This window comes from Kitasatospora sp. NPDC056184, assembly GCF_042268405.1.
Classification (GTDB): Bacteria; Actinomycetota; Actinomycetes; order Streptomycetales; family Streptomycetaceae; genus Kitasatospora.
In genome coordinates this window covers 108,679-125,439 of record NZ_JBHJUI010000010.1, presented here as the reverse complement: position 1 = coordinate 125,439, position 16,761 = coordinate 108,679, and the positions used below count along the sequence as shown (strand labels likewise).

Here is a 16,761-nt window from a genome sequence, read left to right as displayed (position 1 = left end):
CCACTCCCACCGGGCGGGGCCGGCGGGCCGGCCGGCAGACCGGGCGGGCCGCCGGGCCTCACTTCAGCAGCCGGGAGAGCCTCCGGTCCGCCAGCGGCTTGCCGCCGGTCTGGCAGGTCGGGCAGTACTGCAGCGAGGAGTCGGCGAAGGACACCTCCCGCACGGTGTCCCCGCAGACCGGACAGGGCTGCCCGGTGCGCCCGTGCACCCGCAGGCCCAGCTTCTTCTCCGCCTTCAGCTCCCCCGCCGCCAGCCCCCGCGAGCGCTCCACCGCCTCGCGCAGCGTCGTGCCGAGCGCCTCGAACAGCCGCGCCGTCTCCTCCTCCGACAGGTCGGCCGCCAGCTTGTACGGGGACATCCGCGCCGCGTGCAGCACCTCGTCCGAGTAGGCGTTGCCGACCCCGGCGAGCACGCTCTGGTCCCGCAGCACGCCCTTGATCCGGCGCCGCTCGCCGCTCAGCAGGGCGCGGAAGAGCTCCAGGCCGAAGCCCGGGTCCAGCGGGTCCGGACCGAGCCGGGCCACCCCCGGGACCTCCGCCGCCTCCCGCACCACGTACACCGCGAGCCCCTTCCTGGTGCCCGCCTCGGTCAGGTCGAAGCCGTCCGCCTCCGGGCCCTCCAGCCGCACCCGCAGCGCCAGCGGGTTGCGCGCGCTCGGCCGCGGCGGCAGCGGGGGCAGGCCCTCCTTCCAGCGCAGCCACCCCGCCCGGGCCAGGTGGACCACCAGGTGCAGCCCGCCGGCCTCGATGTCGAGGAACTTGCCGTGCCGCACGACCGGGCCCACCGTCCGGCCGGCCAGCGCGGTCACCGGCGGGTCGTAGGTCTTGAGGGCGCTGATCGCCACCGGCTGGACCTCGGCGATCACCCGCCCGGTCAGCCGCTGCGACAGGTAGGCGGTCAGGGCCTCGACCTCGGGCAGCTCCGGCATGCGCCCAGTCTCGCGCAGCCGCCCGCGCCCCGCCCGTCCCCCGCCCGCCGCCTTTGCCGTCCACCGGCCCCCGGCGCAGTCTGGAAGGGTCGACCGCGCGCCAGCCGAGGAGGTCCGGCCCCGCCATGAGCACGCTCGAGGAACAGATCGACATCGACGCCCCGGTGCTGGCCGCCTGGGAGCAGCTGCACCGGGTCCACGACTACCCGCGGTTCGTCGACGGCGTCCGCAGCGCCCAGCCGCACGGCAGCAACCTCGCCCACCTCGAAGTGGAGGTCGCCGGCGCCGGTCTGGACGTCGAGACCGAGATCACCGACCGGGGGCGCGGCCGGGTGATGACCTGGCGCACCCTGGACGGCCTGCCCCTCCAGGGCGCCTTCGCGCTGCGCCCGCTCGACCGCGCGCACACCCGGGTGCAGATCCGCATCGAGTACGACCCGGAGGAGGTGCACGAGGTGTTCGGCGGACCGCGCGGCTTCGCGCTGGCCGGGGCCGTCGAACGCGCCGTCCGCACCGACCTGGCGCTGTTCCGGGACCTGGTCGAGGCCCGGGTGGCGGCCGCCGCCGCACCGGCCGCGCCGGTCGTCGAGCCACCCCCGATCGTGGATGTAAACGGGATATAAGACCAGCTCAGAGGTGGTGGTGAGGATCTTCACAGCAACCCGCCGAGCCCGCCGTCCGGCTCCCCGCCTGTGGCACACTCGGGTCCCATGAGCACGGCCCCGCTCCCCAGGACGCTGCGCGCGGCGATCTTCGCCGCGCTGCTCGTGCTGCTCGCGGGGCTCGGCCAGGTGCTGGTCACCGGCCGTCCGCTGGCGCTCGGCACGCTGGCCCTGGCCGGCGCCGCCGTCTTCGCGGTGTCCTTCGCGCTGGCCGGCCGCGAGCGCGGCTACCGGACCGTCGCGGCGGTCTTCCTGCCGCTGGAACTCGGCCTGAGCGCCCTGTTCGGCTTCGCCCAGTCGACCTGCCCCTCGCTGCCGCCCGGCACCGCCCGCGGCCTCGAACCGCTGCTCTGCGGCGGCGGCTCGCTCGGCGGGCTGCTGCTCGGCCACGGCCTCTCCCGGCCGGTCGGGCTGGCGGTCCTGCTGCTCCTGCACACCGCGCTGGCGCTGGCCGCCGCCGCCTGGCTGCGCAGCGCCGACGCCGCGCTGTGCGGCCTGGCCCGCTCGGTGCGGATCCTCGGGGACTTCGCGCAGCGCTTCGCCGCCGCGGCCGTCCGCGGGCTGCTGCTGCTCGCCGCCCCGCTGCCGGCCCGCCCGGTGGCCCGGGTGCCGTTCCCGCGCGCCAGCCGCGTCCGGGTGCCCGCCGAATCCGTCGTGCTGCGCCCCGCCGTCCGGCGCGGGCCGCCGGTGCTCGCGCACGCCCGCTGAGGACGCCGCCCGCGAGGGCCCCTCGGCCGGCCGTGCCGCCCCCGCGCCCGCACGCCGTTCCACGAGCACCAGGACGACCTCCCCATGAGCACCTCCCCCAAGAAGACCCCGAAGACCGCCGCCGCCGACCGCAAGGCCGCCCGCCGGGCCGCCACCGAGCGGATGCGCGAGGAGCGCGAGCGCGCCGAGCGGTCCGCCCGGATCCGCCGCCGCACGGTGGTCGGCGCCGCCTCCGCCGCCGTGCTCGCCCTGGTGGCGGGCGTGGCCTTCGCCGTCGGCGGCTCCGGCTCCGGCGACGCCGCGGCCTCCGGCCCGCTGGTCGTCCCGGCCAACGCGAGCGGCCCGGACGGCACCGTGATCACCTACGGCAAGGCGGACGCCGCGCACACCCTGGAGGTCTACGAGGACTTCCGCTGCCCGTACTGCGAGCAGCTGGAGACCACCACCGGCGCGACCGTGCAGCAGCTCGCCGACGCCGGCACGTACAAGGTCGAGTACCACCTGGCGACCTTCCTCGACCAGGGCCTCGGCGGCAAGGGCTCGCGCACCGCGCTGGCCGCCGCCGGCGCGGCGCTGAACGAGGGCGTGGACAAGTTCAAGCAGTTCCACGACGTGCTCTACGCCAACCAGCCGGACGAGCGCGACGACGCCTTCGCGGACGTCAACCACCTGCTCGACCTGGCCGACGAGGTGCCGGGCCTGAAGACCGACGGCTTCGTCAAGGCCGTCCGGGAGGGCACCTACGTTCCGTGGGCCGACCAGGTGAACAAGGCCTTCGACAAGAGCGGCGTCACCGGCACCCCGACGGTCCGCCTGGACGGCCGGAAGCTCGACGTCTTCGCCGGCGGCGCGCCCGTCTCCCCCGAGAAGTTCACCGCGATGGTCAAGCAGGTGACCGGATGACCGCCCCCGCCGCCCCCGCGCCCACCGCCGCCCGCCGCACCTACGGCGCGAGCCGCCCCTTCGCCCTGCTGCTGGTGATCGGCGGCGCGGTGGGGCTGTTCGCCTCGGCCGTTCTCACGCTGGACAAGATCCGGCTGCTGAAGGATCCGTCGTACGTTCCGAACTGCAATATCAATCCGATCATCAGCTGCGGCTCGATCATGCGCAGCGACCAGGCCGAGGCCTTCGGCTTCCCGAACTCGCTGCTCGGCCTCGCCGGGTTCGCGGTGGTGATCACGGTCGGCGCCGGCCTGCTGGCGGGCGCGGCGTACCGGCGCTGGTTCTGGCTCGGCCTGCAGGCCGGGACGGTGTTCGGGATCGGCTTCGTGACCTGGCTGATGTACCAGGCGCTGTACCGGATCGGGGCGCTCTGCCCCTACTGCATGGTGGTGTGGGCGGCGATGATCCCGCTGTTCTGGTACACCACGCTGCACAACCTGCGCTCGGGCGTCATCCCGGTGCCGCGCGGCCTGCGCCCGGCGGTGCGGGAGGCGGCGCGCTACCACTGGGTGGTGCCGGCGCTCTGGTACGCAGTGATCGTGCTGCTGGTCCTCAAGCGGTTCTGGTACTACTGGTCCACACTGATCTGACCTGACCCCCCGCCCGCCTCCGGAGCCGCCCGGGCCCCGGGGCGGGCGCCCCGCGATCCCGGGCGAGGCCGCGATGTCGAAGATCGTCCTTTTCATGTCCGTCTCGCTGGACGGCTACTTCGAGGGACCGGACCACGACATCTCGTGGGGCCGCGTCGACGAGGAGGTGCACCGCTACCTCAACGCCGAGCTGGGCCGGATGGGCGGCTTCGTCTCCGGGCGGATCACCCACGAACTGCTGGCCGACTTCTGGCCCACCGCCGACCGGGACCCGGCCCTCGAACCCTGGATGGCCGAGTTCGCCCGGATCTGGCGGCGGATGCCCAAGACGGTCTTCTCCCGCACCCTGCGGCACGCCGACTGGAACACCACCGTGCTCCCCGAGGTCACCCCGGAGGCGGTCGCCGCGCTCAAGGCGGCCGCCTCCGGGGACCTCGCGCTCGGCGGCGCCGACCTGGCCGCGTCGTTCCGCGCCCTCGACCTGGTCGACGAGTACCACCTGCTGGTCAACCCCGTCGTCCTCGGGCGCGGCCGGCCGCTGTTCCCGGCCGGCACCGCCCCCGAGGACCTGGAGCTGCTGACCACCCGCGCCTTCGGCAACGGCGTGGTCCTGCTGCGCTACGCGCGGACGGCGGCCCGGGGCGCGAACTCGTAGGCGGCGACCTCGGCCAGCAGGGCGGCGCGGCGGCCCTCGTCGAGGAAGGAGGCGTGGAAGGAGTTGGCGGCCAGCAGGCGCAGGGTCTCGTCGTCCAGGCCGAGGGCCTCGGCGAGGGCGTCGAAGTTGTCGCCCGCGTAGCCGCCGAAGTAGGCCGGGTCATCGGAGTTGACGGTGGCCAGCAGGCCGGCGGCGAGGATGGCGGGCAGCGGGTGGTCGGCGAGGGTGTCGACGCAGCGCAGCCGGACGTTGGAGAGCGGGCAGAGGGTGAGCGGGATCCGCTCGCGGACCAGCCGCTCGACCAGCTCCGCGTCCTCCAGGCAGCGCAGCCCGTGGTCGATCCGCTCCACACCGAGCACGTCCAGCGCCTCGGTGATGTACGCGGCCGGGCCCTCCTCGCCGGCGTGGGCGACCCGGTGCAGGCCGGCCTCGGCGGCGCGCCGGTAGACCTCGCGGAACTTGGCCGGCGGATGGCCGACCTCGGCGGAGTCCAGCCCGATGCCGGTGATCCGGCCGCCGAACCAGGGGCGGGCGGCCTCGAAGGTCTCCAGCGCGGACTCGGCGGACTCGTCGCGCAGGAAGCACATGATCAGCCGGGTGCTGATGCCGTGCCGCTCCTCGCCGCGGTCCAGCGCCCGCCCGAGGCCGTCCACGACGACGGACAGCGGCACACCGCGCGCGGTGTGCGCCTGCGGGTCGAAGAAGATCTCGGCGTGCCGCACGCCCTGCTCCGCCGCCCGGGCCAGGTAGGCGTCGGCGAGCTCGGCGAAGTCCTCCTCGGTCCGCAGCACGGCCATCAGCGCGTAGTACAGGTCGAGGAAGGACTGCAGGTCGGTGAAGGCGTAGGCGCGCCGCAGCTCCTCGGTGTCCGCGTACGGCAGGGTGACGCCGTTGCGGGCGGCGAGCGCGAAGGCGAGCTCGGGCTCCAGGGTGCCTTCGATGTGGAGGTGCAGTTCGGCCTTGGGGAGGGGCATCGGGGGGCCTGTCCGGGGATCACGGTGCGGATACGAAGTGGTCATCCTACGATTCCACCGGCTCCGACCACGCATCGGGCAGGTCGCGCACCCGCCGGTACGGCGAGGCGATGAGCAGGCCGGCGGAGGCCAGCAGCAGGGAGACCATGATCCACACGGTCGGCCGCAGACCGACCACCTCCCCCAGCAGGCCGCCGATCACCGCGCCGAGCGGGATGGTCGCCTGGTTGGCGGTCATCGAGGCGGACACCACCCGGTTGAGCAGCGCGGGCGGCACGTAGCGCTGCCGGAAACTTCCGAGCACGACGTTGGCGAGCACCACGCCGCCCACCATCACCACCAGCCCGGCCGCGTACAGCAGCACCCCCGCGCCGGGCCGGGCGGTCGGCAGCAGCAGGCCGAAGGGGGTGACGGTGAGCAGGGCCAGCAGCACGCCGCGCGCGGTGCCGTAGCGCCGGGTGACCGGGCGGGCGAGCGCCGCCCCGGCCAGGCCCCCGAGCGCCCCGGCCGCGCCCAGCCAGCCGACCCCGGAGGGGCCCACGCCGAGTTCGTCGATCAGGAAGAGCACCGCCACCGCCTGGTAACCGGCCAGCGCGAGGTTGGCGACGGCCCCGTAGCGCAGCAGCGCGCCCAGGTACGGGTCGCGGCGGACGAAGGCCAGTCCCTCGCGGACCTGGCGGCCGAGCGGGGCCGGATCGGGCGCCGGAGCCGAGGTCCGCCGGTCGCGGATCAGCAGCAGCGCGGCCACCGCGGCCAGGAAGCTCACCGCGTCGACCAGCAGTCCGGCGGCGGCGCCGAAGGCCTGCACGGTGAACCCGGCCGCGCCCGGCCCGGCGACCTGGGCCGCCGAGGCGCCGCCCTGGAGCTTGGCGTTGCCCTCGGTGAGCTGCTCGGGGCGCAGCAGGTCCGGCAGGTAGGCCTGGTGGGCGGCGCCGAGGAAGACCGCGGCGGTGCCCGCGAGCAGGGCGACCAGCAGCAGTTGGGCGAAGGTCAGCACGCCGGACCAGGCGGCCGCCGGCACCGAGGCGTACAGCACCACCGAGACGAGGTTGCCGCGGAGCAGCACCGCGCGCCGGCCCCAGCGGTCGATCCAGACCCCGGCCGGCAGGCCGACCAGCAGCCAGGGCAGCCAGACGGCGGCGTTCAGCAGGCCGGCCGCGAGCGGTCCGGCGTCCAGGGAGACCACCGCGACCAGCGGCAGGGCGACGGCGGTGACGGCGGAGCCGAAACGGCTGATCGTCTCGCCCGCCCAGAGCAGCCGGAAGTCGCGGTGGGCGAACAGGCCGGCAGGCAACCGGGGCGCGCCCCGCAGTCCGGTGTCGGTCACGGCCGGGCCGGAACGCTGTGGGCGAAGGCGAACACGGACTCCCGCGCGCGCCCGTCCTCCGGAACCGGGCGGTCGGCCCAGCGGGACAGCACCGCGACCAGCTCGCCGGCCAGCTCACGGGCCTCCTCCGGGGTCAGCCGCAGCCAGGTCTCGGTGGCGACGGCGCAGCCCTCCCGCCAGGGCTCGGGGTAGTCGTGGCGGGCGGTGGACCAGCCGCGCACCAGGGCGGCCTGGCGCTCCAGCTGGAGCGAGCCGGCCGCGTCCGCGACGGCCTCGGCGACCGGGTCGGCGGCGAAGTCGGCGCGCCGCCAGCGCGGGGTGCCGGCGGTCGGGCGCCACCAGCGTTCACGGCGGTCGCGGGCCAGCTCGGGGGCCTCCTCGACGAGGTCGGCGCCGGCCAGCACCTTGAGGTGGTGGCTGATGCTGCCGACGGCCTGGCCGGTGCGCCCGGCGAGCAGGCCGACGGTGGCGGGGCCGTCCACCGCGAGGAGGTCCAGCAGGCGGCGGCGCACGGGGTGGGTGAGGGCGGCCAGCACGCGGGCGTCGGCGATCTGCCGGACGCCGTCCGCGGCGGGCTCGGTGGGCTCAGTTGGCTCAGTTGGCTCGGTCATGCGGCGAGGATATCCACAAGACCTCTTGTGCAACAGCCCTTGTACGAGAACGCTTGTCCGTCCCGGCGGGCGCCGGACGCGTGTACCGGAGGGGCTCACGGGGCACCGGGTACTCGGGGGGTTCCGGTTCCCGCCGAGGAGGGAGTGGACATGCGGCACCCCGACGCCCCGCACAGCAGGCCCGAGGGCATCTCCCCGCACGCCCTGGACAACGACACCCTGGTGCACGAGCTGGAGCAGCTGCACCGGACCAGGCACGAGACCTTCCTGTACGGCTCCGAGGAGGCCCTGAAGCGGCACACCCTGCGCACCGGGCAGCTGGAGGCGGAGTACCTGCACCGCTTCCCCCACCGCCTGGTCACCGCCGGGCGGACCAGGGCCGGCGCCCGCGCCCGCGAGGCCGCGGTCCGGGCCGAGGCGCTGCCCGAGTAGGCCGGCGGCCGGCGTGCCACCGCCCGGCGGGACACGCCGGGCGGCGTCGGCGTGCCGCGGCGCGGGCGGTGGGCCAGGGTGGGAGGACCGACACGTCCACCCCGCGCACCCCTGGGAGGGCCCGCGATGCCCATCGCAAGCGTGAACCCCGCGACCGGCGAGACCCTGGAGACCTTCGAACCCCTGGACGCGGCCGGCCTCGAACAGCGGCTCGCCCGCGCCGAGGCGGCCTTCCGGACGTACCGCACGACGTCCTTCGCCCAGCGGGCCGGTCTGCTCCGCCGGGCCGCGGACCTCCTCGACCGGGAGCGCGAGACGGTCGCCCGGACGATGACCGAGGAGATGGGCAAGCCGCTCACCGCCGCCCGCGCCGAGGCCGCCAAGTGCGCCAGGGCGATGCGCTGGTACGCGGAGAACGCCGAGGCGCTGCTCGCCGACGAGCACCCGGACCCTGCCGACGTGGCCGACTCCGGGGCGGCCCGCGCGTACGTCCGGTACCGGCCGCTGGGAGCGGTTCTGGCGGTGATGCCCTGGAACTTTCCGTTCTGGCAGGTCGTGCGGTTCGCTGCGCCCGCGCTGATGGCCGGCAACGTCGGCCTGCTCAAGCACGCGTCCAACGTGCCGCGCACGGCGGTGGCACTGGAGGAGCTGTTCCGCCGGGCCGGCTTCCCGGAGGGCTGCTTCCAGACCCTGCTGATCGGCTCGGGCGCGGTGGAGGGGGTGGTCCGCGACCCGCGGGTGGCCGCCGTGACGCTCACCGGCAGCGAGCCGGCCGGGCGGGCGGTCGCGGCCGCCGCGGCCGACGAGGTGAAGAAGGCGGTGCTGGAGCTGGGCGGCAGCGACCCGTTCGTGGTCCTGCCGAGCGCGGACCTGGACGCCGCCGTCGCCACCGCCGTCACGGCGCGGTCGCAGAACAACGGGCAGTCCTGCATCGCGGCCAAGCGGTTCATCGTGCACACCGGGGTCTACGACCGGTTCACCGCGGCGTTCACCGAGGCGATGCGGGCGCTGAAGGTCGGCGACCCGATGGACGAGGCCACCCAGGTCGGCCCGCTGGCCAGCCGGCAGGGGCGGGACGACCTGGCCGAGCTGGTCGACGACGCACGGGAGCACGGCGCCCGGGTCGAGTGCGGCGGGCGCCGGCCCGAGGGCCTGGACGCGCGGGGCCTGGGCGGCGGCTGGTTCTACGAGCCGACCGTGCTGACCGGCATCACGCCGCGGATGCGCATCCACCAGGAGGAGACCTTCGGCCCGGTCGCCACCGTCTACCGGGCCGACGACCTGGACCAGGCCGTCGCCCTGGCCAACGACACCCCGTTCGGCCTCAGCTCCAACGTCTGGACCGAGGACCCGGCCGAGCAGGACCGCTTCGTGCGGGACATCCAGGCGGGCGGGGTGTTCTTCAACGGCATGACGGCCTCGCACCCGGCCCTGCCGTTCGGCGGCGTCAAGCGCTCCGGCTTCGGCCGGGAGCTGTCCGGCCACGGCATCCGCGAGTTCTGCAACATCACCACGGTCTGGGTCGCCTAGTCCGCCCCTCCGCGCCCCCGGCCGGGGCCGCGCGCCCCGGCCGGATCCGGCCAAGTTTCCGGACAGTCGATTGTTCCGCTTTGTCCGCTTACCGGGAAAGCGGAACGATGCACACCGAGGGCCGCCCGCCACATTCCCCGGACAGGCCCTCCGCGGAAATCCCTTCGTTGACAAACCGGCATAATTACTGGGCTCATATGCAGAAAATTTGAACCGCTTCATTCCACATGGCCGAACGCTGACATACCCCGTGCGAAGGAAACCCGGCGGAGGCGCTTTCCGGCTACGTTCTGCGATGACCGGCCGACAGGTCGGTCACCACGGGAAAGGAAACGCGATGAACTCCCTCAAGCGCGCCGCTGCTCTCGTCTCCTCGGCGGCCGTGCTGGCCGGCGGCATGACCGTCCTGGCCGCCGGCCCGGCGAGCGCCGCCACCGAGATCACCCTCCAGAACGTCGCCACCAGCCGCTACCTCGACAGCAACGGCAACGGCAACGTCTACACCCTCCCCGGCAACGGCGGCTCGTACCAGCGCTGGTACGCCACCAACCTGGGCAACAGCACCTACACCCTGCAGAACAAGGCCACCGGCCTCTACCTGGACAGCAACGGCAACGGGAACGTCTACACGCTGGGCGGCAACGGCGGCAGCTACCAGAAGTGGGTGAAGCGCGCCTCCACCTACGGCAGCACCTACCAGAACCTGGCCACCGGCCTCTACCTGGACAGCAACGGCAACGGCGACGTCTACGCGCTGGGCGGCAACGGCGGCTCGTACCAGCAGTGGAAGTGACGTGTCATCACGATGAACGACGGTCCGACCGGGCATCCGGTATGACCGTTCGTCACTCCTGAACTGCCCCTTGGTCATTCAGGGGCTGCCCTCCCCGGCGCCTCAATCGCCGGGGAGGGCTTCCCCATGCTACGGTCCCCACTCCGGGGCCGACATACCCGGCGGCGTTCGCTCACGGCTGAACCAGCCCGCCGCCCCGGACCTCCGACCAGAATCGGCCGCAAGACCACTCGCACCCGGAACGACGGGGATGTTCAGTGACAATTAGTACACTCACATCAGCACTCCACCGCAGGACGGAGAGTGACGAGTCGTCGGTCACGTTAGCCCCCGCCGGCCGGCGGGTGCGGTTCATCCCCTGGGCGGTCGCCCTCACCCTGTTCCTGGTCTACGCGTTCTTCACCGTCCGCCGCCACGAGCTCCTGCTCACCAGTGGGTACGACCTCGGAATCTTCGAGCAGGGCGTCCGCGGCTACGCCGAGGGCCGCGGCCCGATCGTCGAACTCAAGGGCCCGGACTTCAATCTGCTGGGCGATCACTTCTCGCCCGTCCTCGCCGCCCTCGCCCCGTTCTACTGGATCCGGCCGTCCGCCACGACACTGCTGCTGGCCCAGTCCGCCCTGGTGGCCGTCGCCGCCGTACCGATCTGCCGCTGGGCGCTGCGCGGCGCCGGGCCGGCCACCGCGCTGGTCGCCGGCCTCGGCTACGGACTCTCCTGGGGGCTCGCCTCCGCGCTCGGCTTCGACTTCCACGAGATCACCTTCGCGGTGCCGCTGATCGCCTTCTCGGTCGCCGCGCTCGGCGAGCGGCGCTGGACCGCCGCCGCCCTCTGGGCCGCGCCGCTGGTGCTGGTCAAGGAGGACCTCGGCATCACGGTGGCCGCCGTCGGCGCGTACATCCTGTGGCGCGGCGACCGCCGGATCGGCGCGGCCACCGCGGTGTTCGGCATCGGCGCCTCGCTGCTCGAACTCCTGGTGCTGCTCCCGGCGATGAGCCCCGGCGGCAGCTTCGCCTACTGGGACAACCTGAGCGGCGGCTCGGGCGGCCGGAACCTGCTCACCCTGCCGCTCGACCTGATCACCCCGGGCGAGAAGGTCACCACCGTCCTGATGCTGATCGCGCCGACCGCGCTGCTGGCCGCCCGCTCGCCGCTGATGCTGGTCGCGCTGCCCACCCTCGGCTGGCGGCTGCTCTCCAACAACCCGGCCTACTGGGGCACCAGCTACCACTACAGCGCCGTGCTGATGCCGATCGTCTTCCTCGCCTTCGTGGACGTCCTGGTGAAGGCGCGGCAGCGGGACGGCGTGCTGCCCCGGTGGCTCGCCCGGGCGGCCCTGCCGGTCAGCGCGGCGGTCACCCTCGCGCTGCTGCCCGGTTTCGCGTTCAGCCAGCTGTTCACCCTCGACCTGTGGCGCACGCCGGCCCGGGTCGAGGCCGCCCGCTCGGTGCTGGCCGCCGTCCCGGACGACGCCCGGGTCGCCGCCTCCAACCGGCTGGTGCCGCAGCTGACCAACCGCTGCGAGGTCATCACCTTCGGCTGGCCGCAGCAGTGGTCGAGCGCCGAGTGGATCGTGGTCGACGAGGACCAGCCGATGGGCTGGCCGCTGTCACCCGACAAGGAGCGGCAGGAGCTCGCCACCGCCAAGCGCAGCGGCTACCACGTGGTCCGCAGCGAGCACGGCATCACGCTGCTGCAGCGCACGGCCGGAGGCACCCCCGACGCGGCGGCCGAAGCGCCCGCGCCCGGCACGCCCGGGGCCGGCTGACCCGCCGCCCCGGGCCGGGCGCGCCCCGGCCCGCCCGGCCCGGGGTCGTCCGCCCCGCTCCGCACCTGCCCCCGTCTCCGACCAGTTCAGGGATCCCGTGCCAGTCGAAACCGGGCTCAGCCCGTCCACCCGAACGCTGCTGCCGCGCGCCGTCCGCCCGTCCGCGCCCGGCGGCGCCGGCCCGCTCTCCGGGCGCCGGACCGCCGTCCTGACCCTGCTCTGCTTCGCGGTGACCGCCGCCTGCGGGCTCCAGCAGTGGTCGGCGGTCCTGCTCGGCGGGTTCGACCTCGGCATCTTCCACCAGGGCGTGGCCGGGTACGCGGACCTCGGCCTGCCGGTCTCCCCGGTCAAGAGCTACCACCACGAGTTCCCGCCCGGCTTCTCGCTGCTCGGCGACCACTTCTCGCCGATCCTGGCCGCGCTCGCCCCGCTGTACTGGATCTGGGAGGACCCGCGCACGCTGATCCTCGGCCAGGCCCTGCTGCTGGCGGCCGGCGTCCCGCTGATCCGCCGGATCGCGGCCCACTGCTTCGCCCGCCCGGCCGAGGAGGGCGCGGAGGGCGGCGAGGGCGCGGAGCCCGACGCCGCGCACACCCGCGCCGTCGGCCGGATCGCCGACCTGGCCGGCCTGGTCTACGGCCTCGGCTGGCCGCTGCTGGCCGCCGGGCGCGGCGGCTTCCACGAGGTCGCCTTCGCCGTCCCGCTCATCCTGCTGATGCTCGAACGCGGCCTCGCCCGCCGCTACGCCACCGCCGCCCTCGCCGCCGCCCTGCTCTGCGCCACCAAGGAGGACCTCGGTCTGCTGGTCGGCGTCTACGGCCTCGTCCTGCTCTGGCGCAACCGCCCGCGCGGCGACCGGCGGGGCGAGCGGGCCGGGGACCGCCGCGGCCTCGCTTACGGCGCCGGCCTGCTGGTCGGCGGCCCGCTGGCCTCGGCGCTCGCCATCGTCTGGCTGATCCCCGCGATGGGCGGCCAACCGGACTACTACTGGGTGTACGGCCCGATCGGCCCGGACGCCGGCACGGCGTTCACCAACCTGCTCGGCGACCCGCTGCTGCTCCTCCGGGCCGCCACCGACGAGACCATCAAGCCACTGCTGCTGCTCTGGCTGTTCGGCACCCTGCTCCTGCTGCCGCTGCGCTCCGCGACCACGCTCTGCCTGCTGCCGCTGCTCGCCGAGCGGGTGCTCTCCGACAACCCCAACCACTGGTCGATCGCCCACCACTACGACGCCCTGCTCTGGCCGGTGCTGCTCACCGCCTCCCTGGAGGTGCTCGGCCGCCTGTACGCCCGGGGCGGGACGCACCGGCGGGCCGCCTACGGCCTGGGCACGGCGGTGGTGGCGGGCTCGCTGGTGTGCAGCCTGCTGCTGGGCGGGATCAGCGTGCTCACCCCGGCCTTCTGGCGCCCCTCGGCGAGCAACGCCGCCCTGGTCCGTGGGGCGGAGCAGATCCCGGACGGCGCGCGGGTGGAGGCCGACAACCAGGTGGTGCCCCGGCTGGTCGGCCGGACCGACGTCGTCCTGGTGGACGCCACCCCGCGCGGGCGCGACTACGTGCTGATCCGCTCCGACACCCGGACCTTCCCGTTCCAGACGGCGGACGAGCAGGCCGACCGGATCGAGCTGCTGCTCGCCCACGGCTACCGGCAGGTCTGGGCCGAGGACGGGGTGGTGCTGCTGCACCGCGAGAGCGACGAGCCGGTGCCGGGCGCGTCCGTCCCGGACGAGAACAGCACGCCGGTCAAGGAGATCGTCCCCTCGGACGTCGGCCACAACCTGTTCAAGGGCTGAACCCGGCCCGGTGGCGTCAGGCGGCGGCCATCCGGTGACGGGCCGGGAGGGACGTCCGCCAGCGGACGAACACGCCGGCCAGGGCGAGCAGGGTGGCGCCCCAGACGACGCTGAAGACGATCAGCATCGGCAGCCAGGCCACCTGGGAGGCGACCGCGCCGAGGCCGAGCGAGAGGCCGACCATGAAGACCACGGCCGTCGGGGTGAGACTGCACAGCCAGTGCAGGGCCCGGTGCGCCCGGCTCGGGTGCTCCGGTGCGTCGGGGCCGGTGTCCACGGCCTTGTAGGTGATGAGGTCCATCGGCTATCGCCTCCGGGGGTGTCGGTCGGGGGAGGTCACGAGGCCTTCCTGGGCGTGGCGGACTTCCGGGTCGCGGTCCGCTTCGCGGCGGGCTTCGCCGTCTTTCCGGCCGCCGCGCTCTTCTTCGCGGCGGCGCGCTTGCGCGGGGCGGGCTTCTCCTCGGCCTCCGCGGCCCCCTCCTCCGCTTCCCCGGCCTGCTCGGCGCGGGTGCAGCCCGGGTGCGCGTCCTTGGCCTGCCGCAGGCTGCTGCGCAGCGCCTCCATGAGGTCGATGACGTTGTCCGGCGCCGCCGCCTCCTCCTCGTGCGGCACCTCGACGCCCTGCAACCGGGCCTCGATCACCTGCTGGAGCGCCTGCTGGTAGTCGTCGTGGAGCTGGTCGAGGTCGAAGTCCTCGGAGAGGGTCTCCATCAGCGAGCGGGCCATCCTCAGCTCCTGCGGCCGCACGGCGACGCCCTCCTCGGGCGCGATGCCGGCCGCCGGGCGGACCTCGTCGGGCCAGATGCAGGTCTGGAGGACCAGCGTGCCGTCGTGCACCCGCAGGACCGCCGGGGACTCCCGGGTGCGCAGCGCGATCTTGGTGACGGCGATCTGCCCGGACTCGACGAGCGCGTCGCGCAGCAGCGCGTAGGGCTTGGCGGCGGCCTTGTCGGCGACCCCGACGTAGTAGGCCTTGGAGAACATCAGCGGGTCGATCTCGCCCTCGTCGACGAACGCCAGCACGTCGATGATCTTCTTGCTGGGCAGCGGGAGGTCGGCGAGGTCCTCGTCGGTGAGGGTCACGGTGCGGCCGTCCGGCGACTCGTAGCCCTTGGCGATCTCCGCGTACGGGACCTCCTTCTCCTCCCGTTCGCAGTACCGCTTCATCCGCACCCGGCCGCCGTCGCTCGCGTGCACCTGGTGCAGCGGGACGTCGTGCTCCTGGGTGGCGGAGTACAGGTGGACGGGGATCGAGACCAGGCCGAAGCTGATCGTCCCCTTCCAGGTGGTCTGCATGGGGTCGCTCCTTCCCGGAGCCGTCCCGGCGGTGCGCGCTGACCGGGGCGGCCGGCCCCGGGGGTTTCCACTCTGCCCGGGTTTGCCGCGTTCGGCCACAGGATGCCGCCGGGGTGCCGTCCGGGCGCCGCCGGACCGGCCGCGCGGGCCGGTCCGGCGGACAATGGACGGCGGGACGGAGGGCGGAGGCGTGACGCGGAGTACCGGACCGGCCCCGCCGCCGGCCGCGACGACGTACCGGGTGCGGTACGCGCTGGCCGGCGCGGCGGGCGTGCGGCAGGCCGAGGTCACCGTGGTGCCGGGGTACTCGCGGGAGGGCGACATCCCGGCGATCCTGGCCGCCCGGCTCACCGGGCGGCCGGCCGACGCGCGGCGGATCGTCCTGCTGGAGGTGGCCGAGGTCTGAGGCCCCGCCCCCTCAGACCTGGAGCGAGGCCAGGGTGACGATCGTGATGTCGGACGGCGCGCCGACCCGGACCGGCGGCCCCCAGGCCCCGGCGCCGCGGGTCACGTACAGCTGGGTGTCGCCGTAGCGCTCCAGTCCGGCGACGGTGGGGTTGGCCAGCTCCGCGATCAGGTTGCCCGGCCAGAGCTGCCCGCCGTGGGTGTGGCCGGAGAGCTGGAGGTCGACGCCGTGCCGGACCGCGTCGTGGACGGTGACCGGCTGGTGCGAGAGCAGGACGGCGGTGCGGGCCGGGTCGCGGTCGCCGAGCGCCTTGCCGAAGTCGGGGCCGTCGCCCTCCCGCTCCCCGGCGAGGTCGTTGACCCCGGCGAGGTCGAAGCCGCCCAGCTCCACCCGGGCGTTCTGCAGCGGGTGGACGCCCAGCTCCCGGACGAAGTCCACCCAGGGCGCCGCGCCGGAGAAGTACTCGTGGTTGCCGGTGACGAAGTAGGCCCCGTCGCGGGCCCGCAGCTGCGCCAGCGGTTCGGCGTTGCGGCCGAGTTCGGCCACCGTGCCGTCGACCAGGTCGCCGACGACGGTGATCAGGTCGGGCTTCGCGGCGTTGATGGTGTCCACGATCCGCTGGGTGTGGGCGCGGCCGAGGATCGGGCCGAGATGGATGTCGCTGACCACGGCGATCCGGTACCCGTGCGCGCGGGCCGGCAGCTTGGCGAGCGGGACGGTGACCTGCTTGAGCCGAGGTCCGCGCAGGACGCCGTAGGCGCCGTTGCCCACCACGGCCGCCGCCGCGCCGGTGGCGCCGAGCGCGACCGCCCGGGCGACGAACAGCCGCCGCTCCGGCGAGGGAGCGGTCCGCGCCGACGGGGCGTCAACCTCCACGGCGGGCACCGTCTCGACGGCCGCCGGGGCCTCCTCCGCGACGGCGGTCGCCGCCACGGCCCCCGGAACGGCCGCGGCCGGTCCGGCGCCGCGGCGGGCGGGCAGGCGCAGCAGCAGCGGCCGCAGCAGCTCGCCGACACCGAGCGCGAGCAGCAGGTACAGCAGCACCGGCAGCCAGAGGAACCCCGGCCAGGCGAACCAGCGCTCGACCGCCATCGGGAACGCCCGCCCGCCGACCAGCGCACCGATCGAGAGCACCGGCAGGACGACGGCGAGCACCGTGCCGGCCCGGCGCCAGCGGCCGCCCGGCGCCGAGACGTCGCGCACCAGCCGCCGCCAGAGGTACCAGTGGACGAGGGCCAGCAGGGCCAGGACGAGGAGGGCGCCGAGCACCACGAGGACGATCATCACGCGAAAAGTATGGACGGCCGCCTGACAAACCCCGCCGGAGGGCCCCAACTTGCTGCCGCTGC

Annotated in this window: 18 protein-coding genes; 11 read left to right on the top strand and 7 right to left on the bottom strand. The window is 74.6% G+C overall.

The features are described 5' to 3' along the window. Positions 1-58: 58 nt before the first annotated feature. Positions 59-928: an Fpg/Nei family DNA glycosylase gene (locus tag ACFC0B_RS21200; protein WP_376087673.1), complete on the bottom strand. Its 870-nt coding sequence runs from the start codon at positions 926-928 to the stop codon at positions 59-61. Positions 929-1,053: 125 nt separating this feature from the next. Here ACFC0B_RS21200 and ACFC0B_RS21195 point away from each other — a divergent pair, with 125 nt between their 5' ends. The 5 genes from ACFC0B_RS21195 to ACFC0B_RS21175 all read left to right on the top strand — a co-directional run bounded on the left by ACFC0B_RS21195 (position 1,054) and on the right by ACFC0B_RS21175 (position 4,485). Further along, complete coding sequence (locus tag ACFC0B_RS21195) at positions 1,054-1,551, top strand: SRPBCC family protein (protein ID WP_376087670.1); 498 nt, start codon at positions 1,054-1,056, stop codon at positions 1,549-1,551. A gap of 87 nt (positions 1,552-1,638) precedes the next feature. Further along, positions 1,639-2,298, top strand: a complete 660-nt coding sequence (locus ACFC0B_RS21190; RefSeq protein WP_376087668.1) for a hypothetical protein — start codon at positions 1,639-1,641, stop codon at positions 2,296-2,298. 84 nt (positions 2,299-2,382) lie between these two features. Next, positions 2,383-3,201, top strand: a complete 819-nt coding sequence (locus tag ACFC0B_RS21185) for a DsbA family protein (protein WP_376087666.1) — start codon at positions 2,383-2,385, stop codon at positions 3,199-3,201. Further along, a complete protein-coding gene (locus ACFC0B_RS21180; protein WP_376087664.1) occupies positions 3,198-3,830 on the top strand; it encodes a vitamin K epoxide reductase family protein in 633 nt (210 codons plus the stop codon). The genes ACFC0B_RS21185 and ACFC0B_RS21180 overlap by 4 nt, the downstream gene beginning before the upstream one ends. 73 nt (positions 3,831-3,903) lie before the next feature. Further along, the gene (locus tag ACFC0B_RS21175; protein ID WP_376087662.1) at positions 3,904-4,485 is read left to right on the top strand and encodes a dihydrofolate reductase family protein; all 582 of its coding nucleotides are present in this window, start codon (positions 3,904-3,906) and stop codon (positions 4,483-4,485) included. On the opposite strand, the gene ACFC0B_RS21170 is transcribed toward ACFC0B_RS21175, so the two are convergent. The 3 genes from ACFC0B_RS21170 to ACFC0B_RS21160 are packed head-to-tail and all read right to left on the bottom strand — an operon-like array spanning position 4,449 to position 7,397. Beyond that, positions 4,449-5,459: an adenosine deaminase gene (locus ACFC0B_RS21170; protein WP_376087660.1), complete on the bottom strand. Its 1,011-nt coding sequence runs from the start codon at positions 5,457-5,459 to the stop codon at positions 4,449-4,451. The two genes, ACFC0B_RS21175 and ACFC0B_RS21170, sit on opposite strands and share 37 nt — an antisense overlap. 46 nt (positions 5,460-5,505) lie before the next feature. Further along, positions 5,506-6,786, bottom strand: a complete 1,281-nt coding sequence (locus ACFC0B_RS21165) for an MFS transporter (RefSeq protein ID WP_376087658.1) — start codon at positions 6,784-6,786, stop codon at positions 5,506-5,508. Continuing rightward, positions 6,783-7,397 carry an ArsR/SmtB family transcription factor gene (locus ACFC0B_RS21160; RefSeq protein ID WP_376087656.1) on the bottom strand — a complete coding sequence of 205 codons (615 nt, stop codon included), beginning with the start codon at positions 7,395-7,397 and terminating at the stop codon, positions 6,783-6,785. Before ACFC0B_RS21160 ends, ACFC0B_RS21165 begins: the two co-directional genes overlap by 4 nt. A 150-nt stretch (positions 7,398-7,547) precedes the next feature. Here ACFC0B_RS21160 and ACFC0B_RS21155 point away from each other — a divergent pair, with 150 nt between their 5' ends. The 5 genes from ACFC0B_RS21155 (at position 7,548) to ACFC0B_RS21135 (ending at position 13,710) form a co-directional block, all read left to right on the top strand. Beyond that, entirely contained in the window at positions 7,548-7,829 is a 282-nt protein-coding gene (locus ACFC0B_RS21155) for a DUF6158 family protein (RefSeq protein ID WP_376087654.1), read from the top strand. A 126-nt stretch (positions 7,830-7,955) separates the two neighbouring features. After that, complete coding sequence (locus ACFC0B_RS21150) at positions 7,956-9,359, top strand: NADP-dependent succinic semialdehyde dehydrogenase (protein ID WP_376087652.1); 1,404 nt, start codon at positions 7,956-7,958, stop codon at positions 9,357-9,359. A 337-nt stretch (positions 9,360-9,696) separates the two neighbouring features. Beyond that, positions 9,697-10,152, top strand: coding sequence for an RICIN domain-containing protein (locus ACFC0B_RS21145; RefSeq protein WP_376087650.1), 456 nt, complete (start codon positions 9,697-9,699; stop codon positions 10,150-10,152). Positions 10,153-10,496: 344 nt separating this feature from the next. Next, positions 10,497-11,918, top strand: a complete 1,422-nt coding sequence (locus ACFC0B_RS21140; protein WP_376087648.1) for a DUF2079 domain-containing protein — start codon at positions 10,497-10,499, stop codon at positions 11,916-11,918. 97 nt (positions 11,919-12,015) lie between these two features. Beyond that, the gene (locus ACFC0B_RS21135) at positions 12,016-13,710 is read left to right on the top strand and encodes a DUF2079 domain-containing protein (protein ID WP_376087646.1); all 1,695 of its coding nucleotides are present in this window, start codon (positions 12,016-12,018) and stop codon (positions 13,708-13,710) included. Positions 13,711-13,726: 16 nt separating this feature from the next. On the opposite strand, the gene ACFC0B_RS21130 is transcribed toward ACFC0B_RS21135, so the two are convergent. Next, positions 13,727-14,011 (bottom strand): hypothetical protein, encoded by a 285-nt coding sequence (locus ACFC0B_RS21130; protein WP_376087644.1) that lies wholly within the window; start codon positions 14,009-14,011, stop codon positions 13,727-13,729. Positions 14,012-14,046: 35 nt separating this feature from the next. Then, positions 14,047-15,006: a Ku protein gene (locus tag ACFC0B_RS21125; protein ID WP_376087642.1), complete on the bottom strand. Its 960-nt coding sequence runs from the start codon at positions 15,004-15,006 to the stop codon at positions 14,047-14,049. A gap of 190 nt (positions 15,007-15,196) precedes the next feature. Between ACFC0B_RS21125 and ACFC0B_RS21120 the strand changes: the two genes are divergently transcribed. Beyond that, positions 15,197-15,412 carry a hypothetical protein gene (locus ACFC0B_RS21120; RefSeq protein ID WP_376087640.1) on the top strand — a complete coding sequence of 72 codons (216 nt, stop codon included), beginning with the start codon at positions 15,197-15,199 and terminating at the stop codon, positions 15,410-15,412. Between the two features lie 12 nt (positions 15,413-15,424). Here ACFC0B_RS21120 and ACFC0B_RS21115 read toward each other — a convergent pair whose 3' ends face one another. Then, the gene (locus tag ACFC0B_RS21115; RefSeq protein WP_376088145.1) at positions 15,425-16,696 is read right to left on the bottom strand and encodes a metallophosphoesterase; all 1,272 of its coding nucleotides are present in this window, start codon (positions 16,694-16,696) and stop codon (positions 15,425-15,427) included. Positions 16,697-16,761 lie beyond the last annotated feature (65 nt).